Here is a 21,564-nt window from a genome sequence, read left to right on the forward strand (position 1 = left end):
CCCCTCCAAGTAATAGTGTAACATCCATGTGTATACATGGTCTTTTTCACACTGTCTACCTAAAGGGGATAATATCATTCTCCGTCTTTTTATTATGTTGTAGAAGTATTTAATAAGCGATTATATGCTTTATAAGCTGTGACAACTGCGATGAAAGAACCGATTAAAAACAATGCTGAGCCGCCAAATGTAAATAACCGGCCAATATACGTTTCTCTAGCTTCTTCTATTTTTTGTTGTAATTGTGTATCCATCTTTGATCACCCCGTAAACGATAGACATTTAGTTATAGTCTATGTAGAATGCCTATAGTGTGTGAAGTGTAAAGAAAAAACTCGGTATGCACCGAGTTTTTTATAATCCGATATATGAAGATGGATCAACTGCGTTTGTCTTGCCGACATTCCATTCTCCAAGGTGAAGTTCGAAGTGTAAATGTTGCCCGTATGATTGGCCAGTATTCCCCATGAATCCAAGTTGAGTGCCTTGTTTTACAGTTTGTCCATTTGATACAGAACGGCTACTCATATGTGCATATACTGTCGTGTATGTCTTTCCGTTTATACGGTGAGATAAGTACACAACATTTCCGTAACTAGATGAGAATTCCGAGCGGATAACTACACCATCTGCAGCAGCAATAATTGGAACCGTTCCTGAAGCGGCAATATCGATACCTTTATGGTTATCTAAAGAACGTGTACCAAACCCAGAAGTTTTTGATCCAGCTGCTGGTTTAATAAAGCCGCCAGTATTTGTATCGTGTGGCGGTGAAGCTGCTTGAGCTTTTTGAGCAGATGTAGTAGCTTGTTTAGCTTCTTCTGCCTTGCGGGCTTCCTCGGCTTTACGAGCCTCTTCTGCACGTTTTTCTTCTTCAATTGCTTTTTGAACAGCTTGACGCTGATTTTCTAAAATGCCTTTTGATTCTTCTAGTCCTTCAATCTCTGAATCTACTTTTGCTACTTTCGTATGTAGATCATTAATAAATGATTGTTGCTGTTGCTGGTTTGTTTGTAGCTCTTGTTGTTTTTGGATTAATTTTTGTTCGGCCTCTTTTAGTTGTTGTTCTTTTTTCTCAACAGCCTCTTTTTCTGTCGCCACAGCATTTTGATCAGTTGTTTGTTTTTTCACAATATCTGTATCATTGTTTAAAATTAAACTGACGGAGTACATATTATCAATAAGGTCAGCAATGTTTGCAGAGTTTGTTAATACCTCTGTAATGATGTTTGTACGTGGTTTTTCTTGCATAGATTGTAATCGTTGTTTAATAACTTCCTGACGCGTATCTATGTTTGTTTGTAATTGTTCTATATGTTTCTTTTTGTCAGCAATTACTTGTTGTGTTTTGCTAATTTCTTTTTTTGTATCGTTTAATTCAGCCTCGTTTTTATTAATAGAAGTAGTTAATTCGTCGATTTTTTTCTGTAATTCTTGAATTTCTTTTTCTATTTGTTCTTTCTCAGCTGATTTATTTTGTAAGTCATTTTGTTTGCCGTCTAATTCTGATTGTATATTAGATAATTTATCTTGATTTGTTTCAGCGTATACGGGTGAAAGTAATGGGGAAGCAAAAATCGTTCCTGCTGCTAAAACACTAAACGCTGCAAATTTCTTTTTCATGGTTGTCTGGCTCCTTTCCCTATGAATGTTATATATCATAAGAAGAAGTGTGTCTATCGTTGTAATCATAATGTAAAGAAAATTTTATAAAATTGCTAAGTTTTGTCGGAATTTATCATTTTTCAACAGTAATTGTCATGAAAGTTATATTTTATTACATACGAAATAAAGGTATATTTAGGTATTTTTATAAAATAAAGGAATAAACAGAATTGTTGTATATAGCGAAAAATTATGTAGGGAGTCAATTAAACACTAGTAAGGAATCGTTCTCATGTTAGGTTTTCTGACATGGGTTTTATTTTTGTCAAGAAAATTATTTGCGTTCGGGAAAAGTTATTTTGTTGTCAGATTTAATTTTTTGATTTATGATTTTTAACAGGGACAAAATGTAGTGAATTGTCGAATAATATATAATACTCTTAATTTCTTAGTTTTATAGAGATAGAATGAGGGATAGAGTGATACATCGAAGAGGGGGTTACAACAAATATGAAAAGAATAGGACTTGCATGGCAAATATTAATAGGTCTTGCGTTAGGTATTGCAGTTGGTGCGATTTTCTTTGATAATCCAGCAGTTGCGAAGTACTTACAACCAATTGGTGATGTTTTCATCCGATTAATTAAAATGATCGTTGTACCGATTGTTGTAGCAAGTATTGTTGTTGGGGTTGCTGGTGTTGGCGATGTTAAGAAGTTAGGTCGACTAGGCGGAAAAACAATTATTTACTTTGAAATTATTACAACACTTGCAATTGTAGTGGGTCTATTAATAGCGAACATTTTCCAACCTGGAAAAGGCGTTGATATGGATAAGTTAACAAAAACAGATATTTCTAAATATACACATACGACAGAGCAAGTACAAAGTCATTCGTTTGCGGATACGTTTGTAAATATTGTTCCGACGAACATTATGAAATCATTAGCTGATGGTGATATGCTTGCTATTATTTTCTTCTCTGTATTATTTGGTTTAGGTGTAGCAGCAATTGGTGAACGTGGTAAACCAGTTCTACAATTTTTCCAAGGTGTAGCAGACGCAATGTTTTACGTAACGAACCAAGTTATGAAGTTTGCACCATTTGGTGTATTCGCATTAATTGGTGTTACAGTTTCTACATTCGGTTTAGCTTCATTAATTCCGTTAGGGAAATTACTAATTGTAGTATACGGAGCGATGATCTTCTTCGTTGTAGTTGTCTTAGGACTTACAGCGAAAATATTTGGAATTAACATTTTCCAATTCTTTAAGATTTTAAAAGACGAGCTGATCTTAGCGTATTCTACAGCAAGTTCAGAAACAGTTTTACCGAAAATCATGGAGAAAATGGAAAAGTTCGGTTGTCCGAAAGCAATTACATCTTTCGTTATTCCGACAGGTTATTCATTTAACTTAGATGGATCAACTTTATATCAAGCAATTGCGGCTATTTTCTTAGCACAAATGTACGGTATTGATTTATCTATTTCTCAACAAATTACATTATTACTTGTATTAATGGTTACATCAAAAGGTATCGCAGGTGTACCGGGCGTATCATTCGTTGTATTATTAGCAACGCTTGGTACAGTAGGTATTCCAGCAGAAGGTTTAGCCTTTATTGCAGGTATTGACCGTATTCTAGATATGGCTCGTACAGCAGTTAACGTTGTAGGTAACTCTTTAGCAGCTGTAGTTATGTCTAAGTGGGAAGGTCAATATGACGCTGAAAAAGGACAAGCCTATTTAAAAGAGATATCTGAAAAGGGTCAAGCAGCTTAATTATAATATGAACAAGCTCTCACATAATATATGTGGGAGCTTTTCTATATATAGAAGAGGAGCGGGCGTAATGAAACGTAAATATGGTGACGGTTCTTCGTGGAAGCGACTAATAGAGAAGGATTATATGGTTAAGCAGGTAGAAGAGGGCATGCTAGGAATACTGGACATAAAAAAGGTGAGAGAACCTAGTTATAAAGAATATGATGGTAAAGAAATTTGTATCGCAGGTAATGAGTATACGTGGATTCAGTATTTCATAAAAGGGAAAAACTTTGCGATTACAGCTATGTTAGATAATAAGGGGAATTTAGTACAATATTATATTGATGTGACGAAAGAATACGAAATAGACGACCGGGGTTTACCGTATTTTGATGATTTATATTTAGATGTAGTGCTATTGCCGAATGGTAAGATGTATGTATTGGATGAAGATGAGTTAGAGGACGCTTATAAAAATAGTGATGTTACAAAGGAAGAATATGAATTAGCCTGGCAAACAACGAAATGGATCATGGAAGCGATAAACAATAGTGAATTTTATTGGATTTCAATATTAGATAAAGAAATCGAAAAGTTAAAATGATTGGTGTATTCATATTTTTGTATAATTACCAAAAAAATCTATACAAAAAATAATTGACTTTTGTTTTGTAAGCGAGTAAAGTTAGGGAAGAAATTATTATTAAAAAATAAATATGAAACCTTCTTATAAAGAGAGGCGGAGGGACTGGCCCTACGATGCCTCGGCAGCGGACTCGATTTTAGAGTGCTGTGCCAAATCCAGCAAGCATGTGCTTGAAAGATGAGAAGAGCGTTCCTTATAGATGTATAAGACCTCTTCTCGTTGGAAGAGGTCTTTTGTTATTCATTAGAAAAAAGGTTGAAACTAGGGAGAGATGGTACTTTGAAAGAAACGAGAGGAAATGGTTTAGCTTTATTACCACTTGGGATATTTTTAGCGCTATTTATTGGTTCTGGAATTATTACGGGTGATTTCTATAAATTGCCGATACTTGTAGCGATTTCAATTGCTGTAGGAATTGCTTTGGTGATGAATCGTAAAGAAAGTTTTAATGTGAAAGTAGAAAGATTCGCTAAAGGTGCAGGAAATCCGGATATTATGATTATGGTATTAATTTTTGTACTTGCAGGTGCATTTTCTGAAACAGCAAAAGGAATGGGCGGAGTAGACTCAACTGTTAATTTAGCGTTAACTATTTTGCCACCAGGATTTATCGTAGCTGGAATTTTTGTTATAGGTGCATTTATTTCATTAGCGATGGGAACTTCAATGGGAACAATTGCAGCGTTAGCACCGATTGCTGTAGGTATTAGTGGACAAACAGATATCTCAATTGCACTTACGATGGCTACTGTTGTTGGTGGAGCGATGTTTGGTGATAATTTATCATTTATTTCAGATACAACAATCGCAGCTGTTCGTTCGCAAGGAACAGAAATGAAAGATAAGTTTAAAACGAACTTTTTAATTGTATTGCCAGCTGCTATTATTACAATTGTACTATTAGTAATAATTACTTCAGGAAGTGATACGCAGGTTAAAGCTCATAGTTTTGATTGGATAAAGATTTTACCGTATGCAGGAGTACTTATTACCGCGCTACTTGGCTGGAATGTACTTATTGTGTTAACTGGTGGAACTGTATTATCTGGCGCTATCGGTCTTATAGATGGAAGTTACACGTTGGAGAGTTTCTTTAAAAGTGTAACGACTGGAATGGGCGGTATGATGGAGTTAGTATTACTTGCTATTTTAATCGGAGGTATGGTTGAACTAATTCAATATAATGGTGGGATTCAATATTTAATGAATCTTTTAACGCGTAATATTCGTTCGAAAAAAGGCGCAGAGTTCGGTATTGCTGGTTTAGTGAGTATGACGAATATGTGTACAGCGAATAATACGATTTCAATTATCTTTACAGGCCCGCTTGCGAAAAACATTGCAGATCAATATGAAATTGATCCCCGTAAATCAGCAAGTGTATTAGACCTTTTCTCATGTTGTGTGCAAGGATTAATTCCGTATGGTGCTCAAATGTTAACTGCGGCAGGGTTTGCTGCTTTATCTCCGATTGAACTGTTACCGTATGCATTTTATCCAATTTTAGTTGGGGTATGTGGAATTGTTTCGATTTTGATTGGATTTCCGAAGTTTTCGAAAGTGGCGGAGAAAAAAGAGTATCATAAAACAGCATAATTTAATATGAATGATAACTTTAGTAATTGAAACCGTGCAGAGAATATTCTCTGCACGGTTTTTTTATGTGTGGTAAAAGAGTGAATCATCCTATTCTACCTTATGTTTTTTACAGAAGGCTGAATGTATCTCGGTCTTAAGTCTGAGTTGAAAACGGTTCTTAAGCTCGTTATGGAAAAATGAAAAAATAGTTAAGATAAGAGTATCAAATCGAAGGGAGGCAAGCACAAGATGAAACAATTTCTAGCGTTTATCGCGGCCGGTATTTTGGCTTTAATTGCTCTTGGTAGTCTTGCTGGTATTGTAGGATTCGCAATCGGAGCAGGAGTTGTGTACTGGAGCTATAAATCATTTGTGCGAGCTAAATCATTTTTTGGAAAGCTAGCTTGGGGCATTGTTGGTTTAATCGGTTTATCCATTGCACTTTCTCATTCACCAGCATTAATTGGTATCGCTGCATTGGTAGTTTTGTACTACGGATACCGTGAATGGAAAAAAGAAAAAGATGTAGTTGTTGATTCAGCTTCAGAAAGTTCTAAACCATATAGCAACTTTGAAGATGAGTGGAACAAATTAATGAAAAACTAAAACAATAAACCAATAAAACAATAAATTATAAATAAAGTAGAAGAGAGGAAGATTTATAATGAAACAATCTTTATTCGGACGTGTACGCGATGCAATTTTAGCTGATTTTCATAATGTGTTAGATGAGAAAGAAAGAAAAAATCCAATTGCAATGTTAAACCAATATTTACGCGATAGTGAGCGTGAAATAACAAAAATTGAGAAGTTAATTCAGCGTCATAAAACATTAAAATCTAACTTCGCTCGTGAGCTTGAGCAAGCACGCTATTTTGTTAACAAAAGATCAAAGCAAGCTATCATTGCTCAAGAAGCAGGCGAATTACAACTGCATGAACGTGCATTAGAAGAAGTGGCGTATTATGAAGGGCAAGTAACTCGCTTAGAAGAAATGTATGCTGGTGTTGTAGAGCAAATTGATGAGTTAGAGCGTCGTCTTTCAGAAATGAAAAATAAATTAAAAGAAATGAACGCAAAGCGTATGGAATTAATGGCTCGTGAAAATATGGCGCATGCAAACCGCCGTATGAATACTGCTATTCATAAAATGGATGAAAATAATCCGTTCTTACGATTCGAAGAAATTGAAGATCACATTCGTGACATAGAGCTTCGTATAAATGAAGAGCATGAGCGTGATACATTTGATATGAAAATTGCAAAGCTTGAGCGTGAAATGAAAGAGAAAAATGAAGTATCGTTAACGAAAGAAGTAACAAAATAATTGTAGTATATTATAAAACAGGCTTATGATATAGTGATAGGAGAAAAGGTGTTGGAAAGCAATGCCTTTTCTTCTATGTATATGTGACAAGGAGGGGGGAGCTGAAATGAAGAAGCGCTTTTCAAAAACACAATTAATGGGGATGCTCCTCATCATATTTGGATTCGGTCTATTTCTTGATATGATACTTGGACATTTTGAACCAGGTGGTCTAATTTTTGCATTTATTATGCTTATGTTTGGAAGACATTATCGAAAGAAGAATCGTTACGTAAGAGGGAATGTATTTTTATTTGTCGGTGGTATAGTATTCTTATTCTTCTTATTTTCATCAGCAGCGTTTGTACTTGTCGTATTTGCTTGTTTAGCTTTAATTGGTTATCAACTGATTCAACAAGGACATCAGCAAAAAGTAATGAAAGTTGAAATTAAAGAAAAGGGATATATAGATGAAGAAAAACAAATATATCGTACAGAACCGTATATAAAAAATATGTTCGTAGGTAATGTACGAATGATGGATCATATTTATGAACTTGAAGATATTAATGTCCAATATGGTGCCTGTGATGTCGAGATTGATTTAACAACTGCTATGATTCCGGAGGGGGAAACGGTAATTGTTATTCGAGGTGTCGTTGGTAACATTCGTTTATATGTACCGTATGATATTGAATTGTCTTTAAATCATTCTGTAATTGTTGGGCGAGTACTCCTGCCAGGGCATGAAGAAACAGGTTTTAATCGTAATGTTACATTTAGAACAGAACAGTATAAAGAAGCTCCTCGTCGTATAAAAATCATTTCTTCACTTGTAGTAGGTGATACGGAAGTGAGGAAAGTATAATGAAAAAACAAAAAAATATTTCGTGGATGTATATTCGTTATTCGATGTTATCCTCAGTGAGTATCGCACTTATTTGTACAATTGTGTACGTATGGAAAAGCGAGCAACAAGTTTATGATTTATTATGGGAAGAATCCATCGCTTCTGTTCCAATTGGCTTGTTTATTATGAGCACAAGTCTCCTTATCGGGGGGATTATAGGATATGCAATCGGCTATTATATTGAGCAGCGTATACAAGGATTAAATACGTTTCTATTTGAAGTAGAACGAGGGAATTTTCCGAACGATGTTTCATTTACTGCGGATGATGAATTCCATGAAGTGGAACGAAAAGTAATCGGCCTTGCTCGTCGATTAGAGGAGCAAGCGGGATTATTTCAAAAAGTAACGAATGAACGAGCCCATTGGAATGAAGAGATGAGGCAAGAGGCGATTTCTCAAGAAAGGCATAGATTAGCAAGGGAACTGCATGATTCAGTAAGTCAGCAGCTTTTTGCAATGTCGATGATGATGTCAGCCATTAATGAACAAGTAGCTGAAATTCCAGACACGACAAAAAAACAATTACAACTTGTTGAAAATATGGTCGTAAATGCACAATCAGAAATGAGAGCATTGCTCTTACATCTACGCCCAGTACAGTTAGAAGGTAAGAAGTTAACAGAGGGTATAGAAGAATTATTAACAGAACTGTCTAGAAAGCAACATATGAAAATTGAATGGTTAATTGAGCCAATTGAATTAAAAAAAGGTGTAGAAGATCATTTATTCCGTATTGTACAAGAAGCTCTATCAAACACGTTACGACATGCGAAGGCAAAGAAAACGGAAGTACGTCTTCGTAAAATAGATCAATATGCGATTTTAAAAATTATTGATGACGGTGTTGGCTTTGAAGTGGGAGTGAATAAAGCGGGTTCATACGGTTTACGATCAATGCAAGAGCGTGTTCATGAAATTGGTGGAACATTAAAAGTACTTAGCTTTCCGGCAAAAGGTACGCAAATTGAAGTGAAAGTGCCAATTATGATTGAGAAAGGGGGAGAATCATGATAAAAGTATTACTAGTTGATGATCATGAAATGGTTCGAATGGGAGTATCAGCATATTTATCAACGCAGCCAGATATTGAAGTAGTTGGTGAAGCTGAAAATGGAAGAAAAGGTTCAGAGCTAGCGTTGCAATTAAGACCAGATATTATTTTAATGGATCTTGTTATGGATGAAATGGACGGGGTTGAAGCGACACGTGCTATTATTCAAGAATGGCCAGAAGCGAAAATTGTAGTTGTAACGAGCTTTTTAGATGATGAAAAGCTATATCCTGTTATCGAGGCAGGAGCGACAAGTTATTTATTAAAAACATCCCGAGCAAGTGATATTGCAGACGCTGTAAGAGCTACTTATGATGGAGAAACGGTATTAGAGCCGAAAGTTACTGGCAAAATGATGTCTCGTATGCGCCAGAAAAAAGAACAACCTTTACATGAGGAGTTAACAGAAAGAGAGTCTGAAATTTTGTTATTAATTGCAGAGGGGAAAAGTAATCAAGAGATTGCAGATGAGTTATTTATTGCCCTCAAAACAGTAAAGACACATGTGAGTAACATATTAAATAAGCTAAATGTAAGTGATCGTACACAGGCGGTTATTTATGCATTTAGACATCAATTAACGAAATGATAAAGTGAAACTTTAATCAGTGGGGGTTATTCCTACTGATTATTGGCCTTCACCAATCGGGCTTTTACGGGCAGTTATCTCCCGCTTACCTTCCTCGTATTCGCTGAATTTTGAGGGGGGAGTCTTACTGCCCGTTAATGCGGGGGAAAGTGAAATTTTAATCAGCGGGGGAGATTCCTCGCTGATTATTAGCTTGCATCAATTTGGATTTGGCAGTAAAATCGTTGCATCTTTTTATTGACGATAAATAATGTAAGCGTTATCATCAAGTTGTTAACAGTACATACAGAGGGGAGAATGTATATGTTAGTTCAAACTATATTCGGAATGGATAAGTCTAAAAAATTAGGGGACTATGTGAACGCATTACAAGCGCTTTGTGAACAATATAATGTTGAAACAGATAAAATTGCAATTATTGAGGCGACAGAAGAGTATTATTTATTTTTAGTAAAGCAAGAAGATTGCTATGATGTTGTCAAAGTAGAAACAGTTGATACAAATATTGAATATTATACGAAAGCGTATAAAATAAGCAGTTTTAATCATACTGCTTATCAAATGTAAAAAAACTCCCTTTCGGGAGTTTTTTTAGGATGCTTTTGCTTCGCTGGATTCCGTTAGTAGGGGAACTTTTTTCGCACCGCTTAGCTTAGCGATAGTAAGGCCGATAAGAGCTCCGGCTAATGCTGGTACTAGCCAGCCTATTCCTTCATTATATAAAGGGATAAATTCAAAATAGGGTGTGATAAATGAAACTGGAATACCGCCTTGTTTTAATCCGTCAAATACGCTCACAACTGCTGCCCCGAATAAAGCACCTACATAAACAGATCGATAACCACCGAAATATTTATGTAGTAACGATAGGAGAACGAGTACAATCGCAATTGGATATACAACAAGTAGAATTGGAACAGAGATGGCGATAATTTTTGTTAAACCTAAGTTAGCAACTAGTAACCCTAATGCGCAAATGATACTCGCGAATGCTTTATATGAGAATGTAGTCAATAATGTTGCGAAATATTGACTGCATGCAGATACGAGTCCAACGCATGTCGTTAAGCAAGCGAGTGTAACGATAAGAGACAATAGAAGAAGACCATATGGACCGAATAGTTGTTGTACGATAACAGTAAGTAGCTGTCCACCATTTTTTGCGTATCCGAGAGAGACGCTAGTCGCACCGAGCCAGCCAAGTGCACCATATACAAGTACGAGTCCGGTAGCGGCAATAAATCCTGCTTTTGCTGTTGCAATGGCAATGGTTTTACGATCATTCACACCTTTAGAGCGAATGGCATTTACAACGATAATTCCGAATGCAAGTGCTGAAATAGTGTCCATTGTTAAGTAGCCTTCCATAAAGCCTTTGAAGATTGGAGAAGTTTGATACTCTTGCATTGCTGGTCCTGATTGCCCAAGTGGTGTAAATACGCTTTTAACAAACAATAAGAAAATAGAGAGTAATAAAATAGGTGTTAATACATTTCCAATACGATCAACAAGTTTAGATGGATTCAAACTCAGCCAAAATACGATAGTAAAGAAGATGATTGTATATACAAATAGCACTAGGCTGCTAGAGCGGATTGTTTCTGGTAAGAAAGAACTAACCCCCATTTCATAAGCGACATTTGCAACACGTGGGATGCCCATGGATGGACCGATGGCAATGTATACAACTACTGTAAAGAAAATTCCGAATAATGGATGAACATGACTTGCAAGTTGCTGCATTCCATTTCCTGATAGAGAAATTGCGATAACAGTAAGTAGTGGTAAGCCAACTCCTGTTAGTAAAAATCCAATCATTGCAGGCCAAAAGTTTTCACCTGCATTTTGTCCAAGCATGGGAGGGAAAATTAAATTACCTGCCCCAAAAAATAAAGAAAATAGCATAAGACCTGTGAAAAAAATATGTTTTTTTGATACAGTGTTCATTGTTTTTTTTCCTCCTTTTTTAAAATTCATTTGTAAGAACACAAAAAACTCGCCCCTAAAGAAAGGGACGAGTTATATTTACCCGCGATACCACCCTAATTTATACATGTAGAAATAAATCTATATGTATACGGCTTTGCAACGTACAACATGATACGTGTTCCTTGTAACGGGGGACAGCCGGTAAGAACTTACTGTAACATTCGGTTCTACTTCTCGGAGATGATTTTCGGCTACGCACTGAACGTTGGCTTTCAGCAAATCGCCAACTCTCTGGGGAACAGTCCTATAACGTACTCGTTCTCGTCAATGAATTTTAGTTCAAGTATTCTGACAGTATTGTTACATGTTTTTTTTTGAAAGTCAATATGTTTTTTTGAAAGATATATGTATATGCGGAAATATCGAAGATGATATTTGTTATTGTGAAAGAAATGATGAAGTGTAAAACAGGCGTGAATAGTTGTAGAGAAATGTAAAATTTGTAGAGAAAGTTGATATTTATAGGAGTAAAGAAGGTATTAATAGAATTTACAGAGAATAATAAAACAATCCACTTGCTGGAAAGAACAAACCAAAAGAGGTGACTGAAATGCTTGCGATGGGAGTATTATTTGGCATTATTGCTATAATTGGTTTTATGTGGTTATATTATTCGCGTTCGTTTAAACAAGCAGAAGTTTTACTCTTTCAAAAAGGTAGTTTGTTGACAAATCAGTCTAGATATTTAGTATGTCCGAAGTGTGGGAGTGCACAGGCCAGAAGTGGAGGATATCAAGAGTGTTGCAAAATTAGATTATGAAAGAAGGAAGCCTCACATTCATTTGTGAGGCTTCCTTCCTTACAATTTCCTGCTGCTCCAAATTGTCCACCGATCTCTTTCAATAATAGGAGAGATGTTTTGTAATGCGATTTGGATATGATGTAGAAGTTGAGCAAGCTCATGATCTGTTAATTCGTATAGAATGGATCGTCCGGTTCGAGGAGATAAGTCTTGTAGTAATGCTTCTACAGAATCGTGTATTTTTCGTACTTCCCATTGTGTTTGCGAAGGGAACACGTGAAGAGAATGCTTTTGTAATTCTTGCTGTATAGTAGCAGTTTTTGGTCTTCTTTTTGATTCGATTTCAATGAGTTTTGGAAATACCGAGAAAAAATATCCGCGAATGTGTTCAGGGCTTCCTGGAATTATACAATCTTCAATGGTTCGATCTTGTAAAATAAGTACACCGTTTTTCTTTAATATACGAGAAGCTTCACGTAAAAATGTAGGAATGTCTTGTAAATGATGAATAACTGCGCGCGAAATAACTATGTCGAATGTTTCATTAGGATATGGGATGCTATGTGCATCACCGTGAATGAATGAAATGTTTGGGAAGCCGCTACAATTTTCTTTTGCGGCTTGTAATATCTCTTTTGAAAAATCAAGTCCAACAACATTTTTGGCTCCCATAAAAGCAAGTTCTTTCGTGTAAATACCACCGCCGCAGCCTATGTCAATTATTTGTTTGTTTTGTATATCTGTAATGTTTTTTATCATTTCCTCCCAAGAAACATGGGCATTTCTAGTTGCATATGTGTACTTATTATTTGCATCATGAAAATTAATGGACATTGTAAAATCCTCCCTTCAGTGTATAGTATAGCTTATTTAATATGATCTCATGTTTTTGTTTCTTATATGAAGGTTATAAGGATTTCTTATTAGAAAAGAGGGATTGAGTTGAAAGTGAAGTATGTAATGGTTTTATGTTTGATTTTATTAGCATCGTGTGGTCAAGCTGAGCAAAAGAAAGAAACGAAACAAGTAGAGGAGACGGTGAATGAAGTGGAAGAAACAATAGGGATAACTGTTATACAAAAAAAACATAAAGAGAAAAAGTTACAGGAGTCAGAAGTTAAGGCCGTAATAGATATTATAAATAATGCGGAAAAACAAGAAATAACAGGTAGCTTTGGTGAACCTGAATATGAAATACAAATTAGTAGAGATGGGAAAAAAGAAACGTATTATGCATGGTTAAGAGGAGAAGATCGACGAGGGTGGCTACAATATAAGAAGGCAATGTACATGTTGAACGAAAAAGATACGGAAAAACTTTTGTCTATATTTCCAAAGATTCTAGAACAAAAAGAAGATGAGATACAGGTTGATCCTTTAACAGAAGTAACGAAAAAAGATTTGCAGATTACAGCGTTTCATATTAAAGCAGGGGATCAAAAAATGAATTATAAGGTACGTTATACAATTTCGCAATCACTTTACAACAAGTTAGCAAAGGAACAAGAATATTATTTGCAATTGATTTTCCCGGAAAAGGTTCAAAAATTAATTGGAGCAAAAGAGAGTGAAATGATTTCAGGTGAAAAAGTAAAGGAAGGGTATAAACAGTATGAATTGAATGTTACTGTTCCGATGAAAGATGCTTCATTATCACAATTAAAAGCATTAGAAACATATTATGAAAATTATGATTTGAAAATATTAAATAATAAAAAAGAAAAAATAGGCGTTTTTCAAAATATCATTCAAATTGTTAAAGAGTATGGTGAAAAAATGGATTTACAAAGATAAAGTGAATAGGAAAGTCTATATGGACTTTCCTAGGAAATGATAATAGAGAGGGGAGAGAATCCCCTCTCTATTACTTTGCTTTTGCAGATGGCTCATTTATGGATTTTCGTGTAATAAGAAATGAAATCATAAGAGCGGATAGAATAATAAGAGCGATGAATAAGTGATTTGGCAACCAATCTAATAATAATAGGTAGCTAACGGTATAAAAAATAAGAGTTGAGGCTAAGAAAGAGAGAGCACCTATAATGAGAGATTGTAATTTCATTTGTATCTACCTCCTTTCATTTGTATTTTTGTCTAAAAATGGATGATATAAACATTATTTCTAAGAAAAGAAAAAAATGTGTCATAATAGAGAATAGAATAAACTGAAATGGGTGCATATAGCTCATTTCAATAAGATAAAGGAGAGGGACATGAGAAATAATAAAAAAGGATTATGGGGAATTATTGTTGCAATAGGGTTATTTTTACTATCTAAGCTAAAGTGGGTATTCGCAATCTTTAAATTAGCAAAGTTTTCAACTGTATTTAGTATGTTTCTATCACTTGGTGCATACGCAGTTATATATGGTTGGAAATTTGGGGTAGCACTTGTTTATTTGTTATTTGTTCATGAAATGGGTCATTTATGGGCGGCAAGAAGAAAAGGGATACCTACATCACCGGCAATCTTCATTCCATTTATGGGGGCTCTTATTGGAATGAAAGAGCTGCCGAAAAACGCAAAAGATGAAGCGTATATTGCTTATATGGGGCCTCTTTTCGGATTACTTTCATTTTTACCAGCTATTCCACTTTATATGATCACAAAAGAGCCGTTTTGGGCACTTGTTATTTTGCTTGGAAGTATGATTAATTTCTTTAATTTAATTCCCGTTTCACCGCTAGATGGTGGCCGAATTATTTCAGTGGTAAGTACGAAAATTTGGGGGGCAGGGCTTGTTTTATTGCTAGGCTATTCAATTTACTTTAAAAGTATTTTGGGAGGATTTATTTTCATTATCGGCTGTATGGAACTATATAGAGTAATAAAGAGAGATGAGCCGATTAAAGAATTAGGTTATAGAATTGATGGAATGAAAGAATATGTTGCTAAGCTTGAAGAGGAACTAAAAGAAACTGGTGCTGTGCATCGGACTATATATATGATGCATCATGAGATGAATGTATTAAGACAAAGAGAGCATGAAAAAGAATTAAAAACAGGGGAACTTCAAAGAATGGAAGTGCTAGAGCATCTTTTTCCGAAGTTTGAGCCGCTAGATTATGTTCCATATGAGAATGAAAAAGACGAGTATACAATTCACATCAGAGAGGCATTTGAAGTAGCGGAAAGACAATTAAATGAATGGGAAAAAGAAAAAGTACAAAAAGAAAACTATTATAAAGTTGATGCGAAAACGAAATGGACAGTATTCGCTTGTTATATCGGATTAATAGCTATACTTGGTTATACAGCTTATGAAGGTTATATTGTTTTACAGGAGCATTTGCCAAGGCGAAATGTGTAGAAAAATAGTGTCGAAATGATAGGAAGAATTTAAACAGGAATTGTATTTCTACGAGCGAATGATACAAGTGAAACACTCTATTGTAATATTCATAGTAGAAAAGGAGTTCTGTATATGAGGAAATTGCTAAGTGTGTTCAGCATTATAATCGTGATGATCATTGCGAGTTATAGTCTTATGAAAGTGCTATTACATTATGCGAATAAGCCCGCTGGGGTAAATACAATAGCTCAAATAGAAGCGGTACAAGAAGAGACAAAAGTGCTTGATTTTATTCGTACGACACATGAAAGTTATAATAATTTCTTAAATTATGGTAAGGCAGAGAATTATACAGACGGGGACTGGAACCATTTAAAGAAATGGTTTCAAGAACAAGAATCATCTTTAAAAAACATACATACAGAAATAAAAAATGAAAAGATCAAACGTGATGTAAATAGAAGTTATGAAATTGTAAAAAAAGGTGTGGAGCTTCAAAATATTGAGTATGTAGTTTATGCCCATCGTGTATACCATGACTTAGATATTATCGTAAATAAATATAGAGGTGAAACGAATATCTGGGGGTATACAGAATTTGGAGATGGGAAATATATAAGGGGAATTGAACAAGCAATACAGTCCAAATAATAAGCTAGCTAGCATTCTAGTTGGCTTATTTTCTTTTTGTAAGTGCAATGTTCATATATTTTTCACAAAAACACCGTGTTAATAGTGATTAAAATCACAATGTGTATAATACAATTCAGTTAAACTAAAAACAGTTAAGGAAATAGAGGAGTGGGATACAATGTTAAGTGCAAAAACAATTGAAATCGTAAAATCAACAGTACCATTATTACAAGAAAAAGGCGTTGAAATTACAACGAGATTTTATCAAATTTTATTTGAGGAACATCCGGAGTTATTGAATATTTTCAACCACACGAATCAGAAAAAGGGAAGACAACAACAAGCGTTAGCAAATGCTGTTTATGCAGCTGCGATGTACATTGATAATTTAGAAGCAATTATTCCAGTTGTAAAACAAATTGGTCATAAGCATAGAAGTTTAGGTATTAAAGCGGAACATTATCCGATTGTGGGTACATGTTTACTACGAGCGATTAAAGAGGTCGCAGGTGCACCTGATGAAGTTTTAAATGCATGGGGAGAAGCGTATGGAGTGATTGCTGATGCATTCATTAGCATTGAAGCAGAGATGTATGAAGAGGCTGCACATAAAGAAGGTGGATGGAAAGATTTCCGAAACTTTGTAGTTGTTAAAAAAGTGAAAGAAAGTGACGTTATTACATCATTTTATTTAAAACCTGAAGATGGCGGGAAAGTTTCTTCATTCATCCCAGGACAATATGTAACAATTCAAATAAATATTAAAGGTGAAACATATACACATAATCGTCAATATAGCTTATCTGATGCTCCTGGAAAAGAATATTATCGTATTAGTGTAAAAAAAGAAGAAGGTGTAGATACACCAGGTGGTAAAGTATCTAATTACTTACATGATCATGTAGGGGAAGGAGATATTCTGCCAGTAAGTGCACCAGCGGGAGATTTCGTATTAAATATGGATTCAACATTACCAGTTGTACTAATTAGTGGTGGAGTAGGTATTACACCGATGATGAGTATGCTAAATACGTTAATTGAACAAGACTCAAAACGTAATGTATATTTTGTTCATGCAGCGATAAATAGTACTACACATGCGATGAAAGAACACGTTAAGGCAGTAGACAATGAATACGAACAAGTTAAAGCATACACTTGCTATTCTGCGCCGACTGAAAAAGATTTGGAAATGAAAAACTTTGATAAAGAAGGATTCATTGAAGGTGAATGGTTACAAACTATTATTCCGATAACTGAAGCAGAATTTTATTTCTGTGGTCCAGTGCCATTTATGAAGCATATAAATACTGCACTAATTGATTTAGGTGTGAAACAAGAGCATATTCATTATGAATTTTTTGGTCCAGCAGCAAGCTTACAATAGGGTGAGCTTGAATAAGCAAAAAACGAGGTATTATTTTACCTCGTTTTTTATTTGTTCTCTTAACAGCCGATTTACTGTTTCACGGCGTATACCTATCAGTTGACCAATTTCAGTTTGCGTTAATATTTCATATATAGGAATGTCACCTAAATATAGTGTGAACCACTCTTGTAAACGATGAAGACGTTCTTTCGGAGAGACAGTTGACAATTGGTCAATCCGCTGTTGCATCATTCTTAGTTTCGATTGTAATTGCATAGCGATGTCGGCATATGATTTAGGGTTTGCTTGAAGTCTATCGTACCATTCGCTACTAGTAATCGGTTCAACTTCTGTTTTTATTAAAGCAATAGCGGTACCGTGATATTCCTTCGGTGAAATTAAAGAATGGTGAGGTATCGTTTCACCTGGAACGATAATGTTGAATAGAAATGGTGTTCCGTCTTCTTCTAGCCGAACCACTTTTAATAAACCTGTTTTTATAAAATATAAAGGACCATCCTCGCCTTGACGGAATAGTACATCTCCTTTGTGTAGAATCAATGTTAGCCCCCCATTTAAACATTTCTATTTCTTCTATTTTAGCGTATATGTATAAAGATAATATGCTATTTGAACAGCAATTTCATTGACGAAATGTATGCTATTACAGTAGTATACTATTTAGTGTGTAATAGTACTAGCAATGAATACGCTGTAGGGGGTTTAGTATATTGTTAGATGCGATGAAGATGACGGATGTGAGAATACCAGCGAATGCTATCATTCATGTAGAAGAGATGAAAGGTGGAGTCGTTCTATCCGTTGAAATAGACGGTCAAATTATTTATACGATGGCCTATGATGAAGAAACAGATAGTTATGCTGAATTATATGATCGAAACGATAAGAGGGCGTGCCAAGTACATGAAGACTTTATGGGATGGTCACTTCTTCACTAAAAAGATGTCAATATGACATCTTTTTTTATTGAATCGATAGATTATACAAGGAAATGAAATAAAAGGATAAAATTTGTAATAAATGATTTTGCATTGTTAGCACTTTGTAACTGCATGCGAACTGTTTTTTCGCTATCATAAAGATAACAGTCGCAGCTATAGGAGTGATCAACTTGAAGAAGGTACATATTTCAAATTTTATGCTATTAAGTGTTTGTTTAGTTTTATTTGTTCTCTTAGGAGCTTTTTTATATTCATGTGTATAAAAAAACGCATTCTAGAAAGAACGCGTTATAAAAGTGAAGTAATGATTAATCTAGTTCCAAGAATTATTAATGTGATACGTAATAAATTAATTACGGCATTACCGCTTAATTTTGTATTAATATAAGCCCCGATTTTTCCGCCAATCCATGCACCAGGAATAAGAATTAATGCATAAGTCCAGCTAACATTTCCAAGAGAGATGTGAGTTGCAGAACTTACAATTGCTGATAAAAATACGATAAACATCGAAGTTGCCACAGCAATGTGTGCTGGGAATGCAAAAAGAAGCATCATCGCTGGAACAAGTAAGGCACCGCCACCAATTCCAAATAATCCAGATATAAACCCAACTATAAAGGCGATAAAGATAGCAAGAAACGGTGGGAATTGATAGTGTACAGTATTTCCTTTGTTATCTGTAAAAGACCGCTTAATGACAGACATATTTGATAAGGAAAGAGGTTTTAATTTGTCTCGTAGCATAAGAAGAATGGATACGAAAATAAGGAAAATCCCAAAATATAAAGAAAATGTATCTTGGTTTAAAAATTTATTTGCCCATGATCCGATAATACCACCAGGGCCACTCCCGATAAATAAAATAAGTCCACTTTTATAATCCACCCGTTTATGCTTCATATACGTAAGGGTAGAAGCCAGTCCTGTAAAAACGACTGTTACCATAGAAGTTCCTACTGCGAGTTGTGGTGATAAACTGTGTAATCCAATTAATAACGGAACGATAATAATTCCGCCCCCAAGCCCTACTAGGCTCCCAACGGTCCCAGCGATTAATCCGATGAAAAGTAACATGATGTATTCCAAAATTGCCAACTCCTCTATATAACTTATCCATCAATCATTATACACGCTTTTTAATAAGAAATAGGCTTGTTCACAAAAAAGTCGTCTTCCTAGAAAAATAAGGAAGACGACTTTTGATTAAAAGATTAAGTGTAATAAGTAGTAAAATAACGCAGCTAATGAAGCTGAAATAGGAAGTGTAATAACCCAAGTAATTAACATGCGTTTTGCAGTTCCCCATTTTACACCTTTCACACGATGAGAAGCACCAACCCCTAAAATAGAAGAAGAGATAACGTGCGTTGTACTAACTGGCAAGTGAATGAATGTTGCACCGAAAATAACAAGTGATGATGATAAATCAGCAGCTACACCATTTACAGGACGAATTTTCATAATTTGTCCACCGACAGTTTTAATAATTTTCCATCCACCGACAGAAGTACCAAGACCCATTGCAATTGCACAAGATAATTGTACCCAGAACGGGATGTCGCTAGAAGTATGATAGTTATTGGCCATAAGAGCCATCGTAATGATTCCCATTGCTTTTTGTGCATCATTTGTACCATGTGTATAAGCTTGTAATGCTGCAGTGAAAATCTGGAATATACGGAAGTTTTTATTCGTTTTCGTTAAGTTAAAGTTTTTAAAGCCCACTTTAAAAATACTGTATACGATATAACCAATAACAAAAGCGATAATCGGTGAAATGATTAAAGCTTCAAGAATTTTAATGAATCCTTTAAGGTTTAATGAACTAATACCAGCAGCAGCAATAGCTGCACCTGCGATTGAGCCAATAATTGCATGCGAAGAACTACTTGGGATACCGTAGTACCAAGTAATTAAGTTCCAAGCTATCGCCGCAAGTAAAGCAGCTAAAATTACAAGAGAACCATTTTGTAAAGCAAATGGGTCAACGATATCTTTTGTAATCGTTTTTGCTACACCTGTAAATGTCATTGCACCTAAAAAGTTCATAATAGCTGCCATAATAATTGCATGTCTAGGCTTTAGAGCTTTCGTTGAAACAGCCGTTGCAATAGCGTTTGCTGTATCGTGAAATCCATTGATAAAGTCAAAAGCTAAAGCGCAAATGACTACTAAAACGGTCAGTATCAAGAGTGTATCCATGATCAAACTCCTTACGCGTTCTTCATAATAATTGTTTCTAATACGTTTGCAACGCTTTGGCAGCTATCAGCTACTTCTTCAAGCTCTTCGTAAATCTCTTTGTATTGAATAATCTTAATCGGATCTTTTTCACGAGAGAATAAGTGTTTAATCGCATGACGACGAATATCATCGCATTGTGATTCGTAATCCTTAATCTTAATCGCGTTCGTACGAATGTCGACCAACTTCTTTTTAGACAGTAGTTCAACAGAGTTTGCAATTTCAATTGCACATTGATTAATTGCTTCTACGAATTTAATCATGTATTCATCAGCTTCTGTAATAGAATACATTTCGAACAGACCAGCACTGTGATCTAATCCGTCTAATACATCATCCATACTCATTGCAAGTTGTAGGATGTCCTCACGTTCAATAGGAGTAATAAACGCTTTGTTTAGCTCCATAATGATTTCGTGAATAAATGAGTCACCTTTTGACTCATATTCTTTCATGCGCATAGAAAATTCTTTTAAATCGCTAGCATTTTTAATTTTATACTCCACGAAAAATTGCGCGCCTTCTTTTAAATTTTCAGAAACATTCATTAACATTTCAGAAAATTTATCTTTTTTTGATTTAAAGACCATTATTAGTTACCCCCACAAAAGTAATATATGTAAAATATATTGGCTAGTCAATTCTAACAAAAAACTGTCGTTTTTTAAAACATTTTATCGAAAAGTTTACAAAAACTTAACATAACTCTCATTGTTGTATTAATAATATTAATAATCGATATTGAATATCTTACTTGTAGAATGTCCTTTTCTTGCAAAAAGTATGAATGTGAAAGAAAAGCTTTACACTATAGGAAGGACTACGTTATTATAATAAATTTAAAAGGAGGTATATTCTTCCTTTTGAAAAGA

Annotated in this window: 24 protein-coding genes, 1 riboswitch and 1 other annotated feature; of the genes, 15 read left to right on the forward strand and 9 right to left on the reverse strand. The window is 35.0% G+C overall.

Annotated features, from left to right (window positions below):
- Window positions 1-92 precede the first annotated feature (92 nt).
- Together JDS92_RS06960 and JDS92_RS06965 are read right to left on the reverse strand one after the other, a co-directional pair.
- Window positions 93-254 carry a hypothetical protein gene (locus JDS92_RS06960; protein ID WP_000380942.1) on the reverse strand — a complete coding sequence of 54 codons (162 nt, stop codon included), beginning with the start codon at window positions 252-254 and terminating at the stop codon, window positions 93-95.
- Between the two features lie 100 nt (window positions 255-354).
- Window positions 355-1,623 (reverse strand): murein hydrolase activator EnvC family protein, encoded by a 1,269-nt coding sequence (locus JDS92_RS06965; RefSeq protein ID WP_000726074.1) that lies wholly within the window; start codon window positions 1,621-1,623, stop codon window positions 355-357.
- Window positions 1,624-2,115: 492 nt separating this feature from the next.
- On the opposite strand from JDS92_RS06965, the gene gltP reads away from it, so the two are divergent.
- The 9 genes from gltP (at window position 2,116) to JDS92_RS07010 (ending at window position 10,024) form a co-directional block, all read left to right on the forward strand.
- Window positions 2,116-3,390, forward strand: a complete 1,275-nt coding sequence (gene gltP, locus JDS92_RS06970; protein WP_000821124.1) for a glutamate/aspartate:proton symporter GltP — start codon at window positions 2,116-2,118, stop codon at window positions 3,388-3,390.
- A gap of 70 nt (window positions 3,391-3,460) precedes the next feature.
- The gene (locus tag JDS92_RS06975; RefSeq protein ID WP_000824636.1) at window positions 3,461-3,979 is read left to right on the forward strand and encodes a ribonuclease FAU-1 family protein; all 519 of its coding nucleotides are present in this window, start codon (window positions 3,461-3,463) and stop codon (window positions 3,977-3,979) included.
- Window positions 3,980-4,099: 120 nt separating this feature from the next.
- A riboswitch (SAM riboswitch) is annotated at window positions 4,100-4,205 on the forward strand.
- Between the two features lie 95 nt (window positions 4,206-4,300).
- Window positions 4,301-5,617, forward strand: a complete 1,317-nt coding sequence (locus JDS92_RS06980; RefSeq protein ID WP_000665472.1) for a Na+/H+ antiporter NhaC family protein — start codon at window positions 4,301-4,303, stop codon at window positions 5,615-5,617.
- A 231-nt stretch (window positions 5,618-5,848) separates the two neighbouring features.
- Complete coding sequence (locus JDS92_RS06985) at window positions 5,849-6,205, forward strand: lmo0954 family membrane protein (protein WP_000808637.1); 357 nt, start codon at window positions 5,849-5,851, stop codon at window positions 6,203-6,205.
- Between the two features lie 58 nt (window positions 6,206-6,263).
- The gene (locus JDS92_RS06990; protein ID WP_000814140.1) at window positions 6,264-6,926 is read left to right on the forward strand and encodes a PspA/IM30 family protein; all 663 of its coding nucleotides are present in this window, start codon (window positions 6,264-6,266) and stop codon (window positions 6,924-6,926) included.
- 106 nt (window positions 6,927-7,032) lie between these two features.
- The gene (liaF, locus tag JDS92_RS06995) at window positions 7,033-7,773 is read left to right on the forward strand and encodes a cell wall-active antibiotics response protein LiaF (RefSeq protein WP_000745642.1); all 741 of its coding nucleotides are present in this window, start codon (window positions 7,033-7,035) and stop codon (window positions 7,771-7,773) included.
- The gene (locus JDS92_RS07000; protein WP_000744314.1) at window positions 7,773-8,828 is read left to right on the forward strand and encodes a sensor histidine kinase; all 1,056 of its coding nucleotides are present in this window, start codon (window positions 7,773-7,775) and stop codon (window positions 8,826-8,828) included. Before liaF ends, JDS92_RS07000 begins: the two co-directional genes overlap by 1 nt.
- Complete coding sequence (locus tag JDS92_RS07005; protein ID WP_000598709.1) at window positions 8,825-9,457, forward strand: response regulator; 633 nt, start codon at window positions 8,825-8,827, stop codon at window positions 9,455-9,457. The genes JDS92_RS07000 and JDS92_RS07005 overlap by 4 nt, the downstream gene beginning before the upstream one ends.
- Window positions 9,458-9,685: 228 nt before the next feature.
- Entirely contained in the window at window positions 9,686-10,024 is a 339-nt protein-coding gene (locus tag JDS92_RS07010) for a DUF3922 domain-containing protein (RefSeq protein ID WP_131202359.1), read from the forward strand.
- Between the two features lie 24 nt (window positions 10,025-10,048).
- On the opposite strand, the gene brnQ3 is transcribed toward JDS92_RS07010, so the two are convergent.
- Window positions 10,049-11,404 carry a branched-chain amino acid transport system II carrier protein BrnQ3 gene (gene brnQ3, locus JDS92_RS07015; RefSeq protein WP_097957626.1) on the reverse strand — a complete coding sequence of 452 codons (1,356 nt, stop codon included), beginning with the start codon at window positions 11,402-11,404 and terminating at the stop codon, window positions 10,049-10,051.
- A 60-nt stretch (window positions 11,405-11,464) separates the two neighbouring features.
- Window positions 11,465-11,723: a binding site (T-box leader), on the reverse strand.
- Window positions 11,724-11,996: 273 nt separating this feature from the next.
- Here brnQ3 and JDS92_RS07020 point away from each other — a divergent pair.
- Window positions 11,997-12,206: a hypothetical protein gene (locus JDS92_RS07020; RefSeq protein WP_000880630.1), complete on the forward strand. Its 210-nt coding sequence runs from the start codon at window positions 11,997-11,999 to the stop codon at window positions 12,204-12,206.
- A 39-nt stretch (window positions 12,207-12,245) separates the two neighbouring features.
- Here the strand turns inward: JDS92_RS07020 and JDS92_RS07025 are convergent, their stop codons facing one another.
- A complete protein-coding gene (locus JDS92_RS07025) occupies window positions 12,246-13,022 on the reverse strand; it encodes a class I SAM-dependent methyltransferase (RefSeq protein ID WP_199631728.1) in 777 nt (258 codons plus the stop codon).
- A gap of 108 nt (window positions 13,023-13,130) precedes the next feature.
- Between JDS92_RS07025 and JDS92_RS07030 the strand changes: the two genes are divergently transcribed.
- Window positions 13,131-13,982: a YhfM domain-containing protein gene (locus JDS92_RS07030; protein ID WP_106080499.1), complete on the forward strand. Its 852-nt coding sequence runs from the start codon at window positions 13,131-13,133 to the stop codon at window positions 13,980-13,982.
- 70 nt (window positions 13,983-14,052) lie between these two features.
- On the opposite strand, the gene JDS92_RS07035 is transcribed toward JDS92_RS07030, so the two are convergent.
- Window positions 14,053-14,250: a hypothetical protein gene (locus JDS92_RS07035; protein WP_000776283.1), complete on the reverse strand. Its 198-nt coding sequence runs from the start codon at window positions 14,248-14,250 to the stop codon at window positions 14,053-14,055.
- A 151-nt stretch (window positions 14,251-14,401) separates the two neighbouring features.
- Here JDS92_RS07035 and JDS92_RS07040 point away from each other — a divergent pair, with 151 nt between their 5' ends.
- From JDS92_RS07040 to hmpA, 3 genes are all read left to right on the forward strand, one after another.
- Entirely contained in the window at window positions 14,402-15,499 is a 1,098-nt protein-coding gene (locus JDS92_RS07040) for a site-2 protease family protein (protein WP_199631729.1), read from the forward strand.
- A 114-nt stretch (window positions 15,500-15,613) separates the two neighbouring features.
- Entirely contained in the window at window positions 15,614-16,132 is a 519-nt protein-coding gene (locus tag JDS92_RS07045) for a hypothetical protein (protein ID WP_001228786.1), read from the forward strand.
- A gap of 160 nt (window positions 16,133-16,292) precedes the next feature.
- Window positions 16,293-17,501, forward strand: coding sequence for an NO-inducible flavohemoprotein (gene hmpA, locus JDS92_RS07050; RefSeq protein ID WP_199631730.1), 1,209 nt, complete (start codon window positions 16,293-16,295; stop codon window positions 17,499-17,501).
- Window positions 17,502-17,531: 30 nt separating this feature from the next.
- On the opposite strand, the gene JDS92_RS07055 is transcribed toward hmpA, so the two are convergent.
- Entirely contained in the window at window positions 17,532-18,044 is a 513-nt protein-coding gene (locus JDS92_RS07055; protein ID WP_000600584.1) for a Crp/Fnr family transcriptional regulator, read from the reverse strand.
- 170 nt (window positions 18,045-18,214) lie between these two features.
- Here JDS92_RS07055 and JDS92_RS07060 point away from each other — a divergent pair, with 170 nt between their 5' ends.
- On the forward strand, window positions 18,215-18,442 hold the full coding sequence (locus tag JDS92_RS07060) for a hypothetical protein (RefSeq protein WP_000883006.1): 228 nt from the start codon (window positions 18,215-18,217) through the stop codon (window positions 18,440-18,442).
- A gap of 291 nt (window positions 18,443-18,733) precedes the next feature.
- On the opposite strand, the gene JDS92_RS07065 is transcribed toward JDS92_RS07060, so the two are convergent.
- The 3 genes from JDS92_RS07065 to JDS92_RS07075 all read right to left on the reverse strand — a co-directional run bounded on the left by JDS92_RS07065 (window position 18,734) and on the right by JDS92_RS07075 (window position 21,282).
- The gene (locus JDS92_RS07065) at window positions 18,734-19,534 is read right to left on the reverse strand and encodes a sulfite exporter TauE/SafE family protein (protein WP_000455752.1); all 801 of its coding nucleotides are present in this window, start codon (window positions 19,532-19,534) and stop codon (window positions 18,734-18,736) included.
- Between the two features lie 117 nt (window positions 19,535-19,651).
- Complete coding sequence (locus JDS92_RS07070; protein ID WP_199631731.1) at window positions 19,652-20,650, reverse strand: inorganic phosphate transporter; 999 nt, start codon at window positions 20,648-20,650, stop codon at window positions 19,652-19,654.
- A gap of 11 nt (window positions 20,651-20,661) precedes the next feature.
- The gene (locus JDS92_RS07075) at window positions 20,662-21,282 is read right to left on the reverse strand and encodes a DUF47 domain-containing protein (RefSeq protein WP_000231446.1); all 621 of its coding nucleotides are present in this window, start codon (window positions 21,280-21,282) and stop codon (window positions 20,662-20,664) included.
- Window positions 21,283-21,564 lie beyond the last annotated feature (282 nt).

It is taken from the genome of Bacillus cereus group sp. N12, from assembly GCF_016483575.1.
In the GTDB taxonomy this organism is placed as follows: Bacteria; Bacillota; Bacilli; order Bacillales; family Bacillaceae_G; genus Bacillus_A; species Bacillus_A toyonensis.

Coding starts and splice junctions, on each gene's coding strand:
- JDS92_RS06960 (WP_000380942.1), bottom strand. CDS start 254: ATGGATACACAATTACAACAAAAAATAGAAGAAGCTAGAGAAACGTAT.
- JDS92_RS06965 (WP_000726074.1), bottom strand. CDS start 1,623: ATGAAAAAGAAATTTGCAGCGTTTAGTGTTTTAGCAGCAGGAACGATT.
- gltP (WP_000821124.1), top strand. CDS start 2,116: ATGAAAAGAATAGGACTTGCATGGCAAATATTAATAGGTCTTGCGTTA.
- JDS92_RS06975 (WP_000824636.1), top strand. CDS start 3,461: ATGAAACGTAAATATGGTGACGGTTCTTCGTGGAAGCGACTAATAGAG.
- JDS92_RS06985 (WP_000808637.1), top strand. CDS start 5,849: ATGAAACAATTTCTAGCGTTTATCGCGGCCGGTATTTTGGCTTTAATT.
- JDS92_RS06990 (WP_000814140.1), top strand. CDS start 6,264: ATGAAACAATCTTTATTCGGACGTGTACGCGATGCAATTTTAGCTGAT.
- liaF (WP_000745642.1), top strand. CDS start 7,033: ATGAAGAAGCGCTTTTCAAAAACACAATTAATGGGGATGCTCCTCATC.
- JDS92_RS07000 (WP_000744314.1), top strand. CDS start 7,773: ATGAAAAAACAAAAAAATATTTCGTGGATGTATATTCGTTATTCGATG.
- JDS92_RS07005 (WP_000598709.1), top strand. CDS start 8,825: ATGATAAAAGTATTACTAGTTGATGATCATGAAATGGTTCGAATGGGA.
- brnQ3 (WP_097957626.1), bottom strand. CDS start 11,404: ATGAACACTGTATCAAAAAAACATATTTTTTTCACAGGTCTTATGCTA.
- JDS92_RS07020 (WP_000880630.1), top strand. CDS start 11,997: ATGCTTGCGATGGGAGTATTATTTGGCATTATTGCTATAATTGGTTTT.
- JDS92_RS07025 (WP_199631728.1), bottom strand. CDS start 13,022: ATGTCCATTAATTTTCATGATGCAAATAATAAGTACACATATGCAACT.
- JDS92_RS07035 (WP_000776283.1), bottom strand. CDS start 14,250: ATGAAATTACAATCTCTCATTATAGGTGCTCTCTCTTTCTTAGCCTCA.
- JDS92_RS07040 (WP_199631729.1), top strand. CDS start 14,402: ATGAGAAATAATAAAAAAGGATTATGGGGAATTATTGTTGCAATAGGG.
- JDS92_RS07045 (WP_001228786.1), top strand. CDS start 15,614: ATGAGGAAATTGCTAAGTGTGTTCAGCATTATAATCGTGATGATCATT.
- hmpA (WP_199631730.1), top strand. CDS start 16,293: ATGTTAAGTGCAAAAACAATTGAAATCGTAAAATCAACAGTACCATTA.
- JDS92_RS07070 (WP_199631731.1), bottom strand. CDS start 20,650: ATGGATACACTCTTGATACTGACCGTTTTAGTAGTCATTTGCGCTTTA.
- JDS92_RS07075 (WP_000231446.1), bottom strand. CDS start 21,282: ATGGTCTTTAAATCAAAAAAAGATAAATTTTCTGAAATGTTAATGAAT.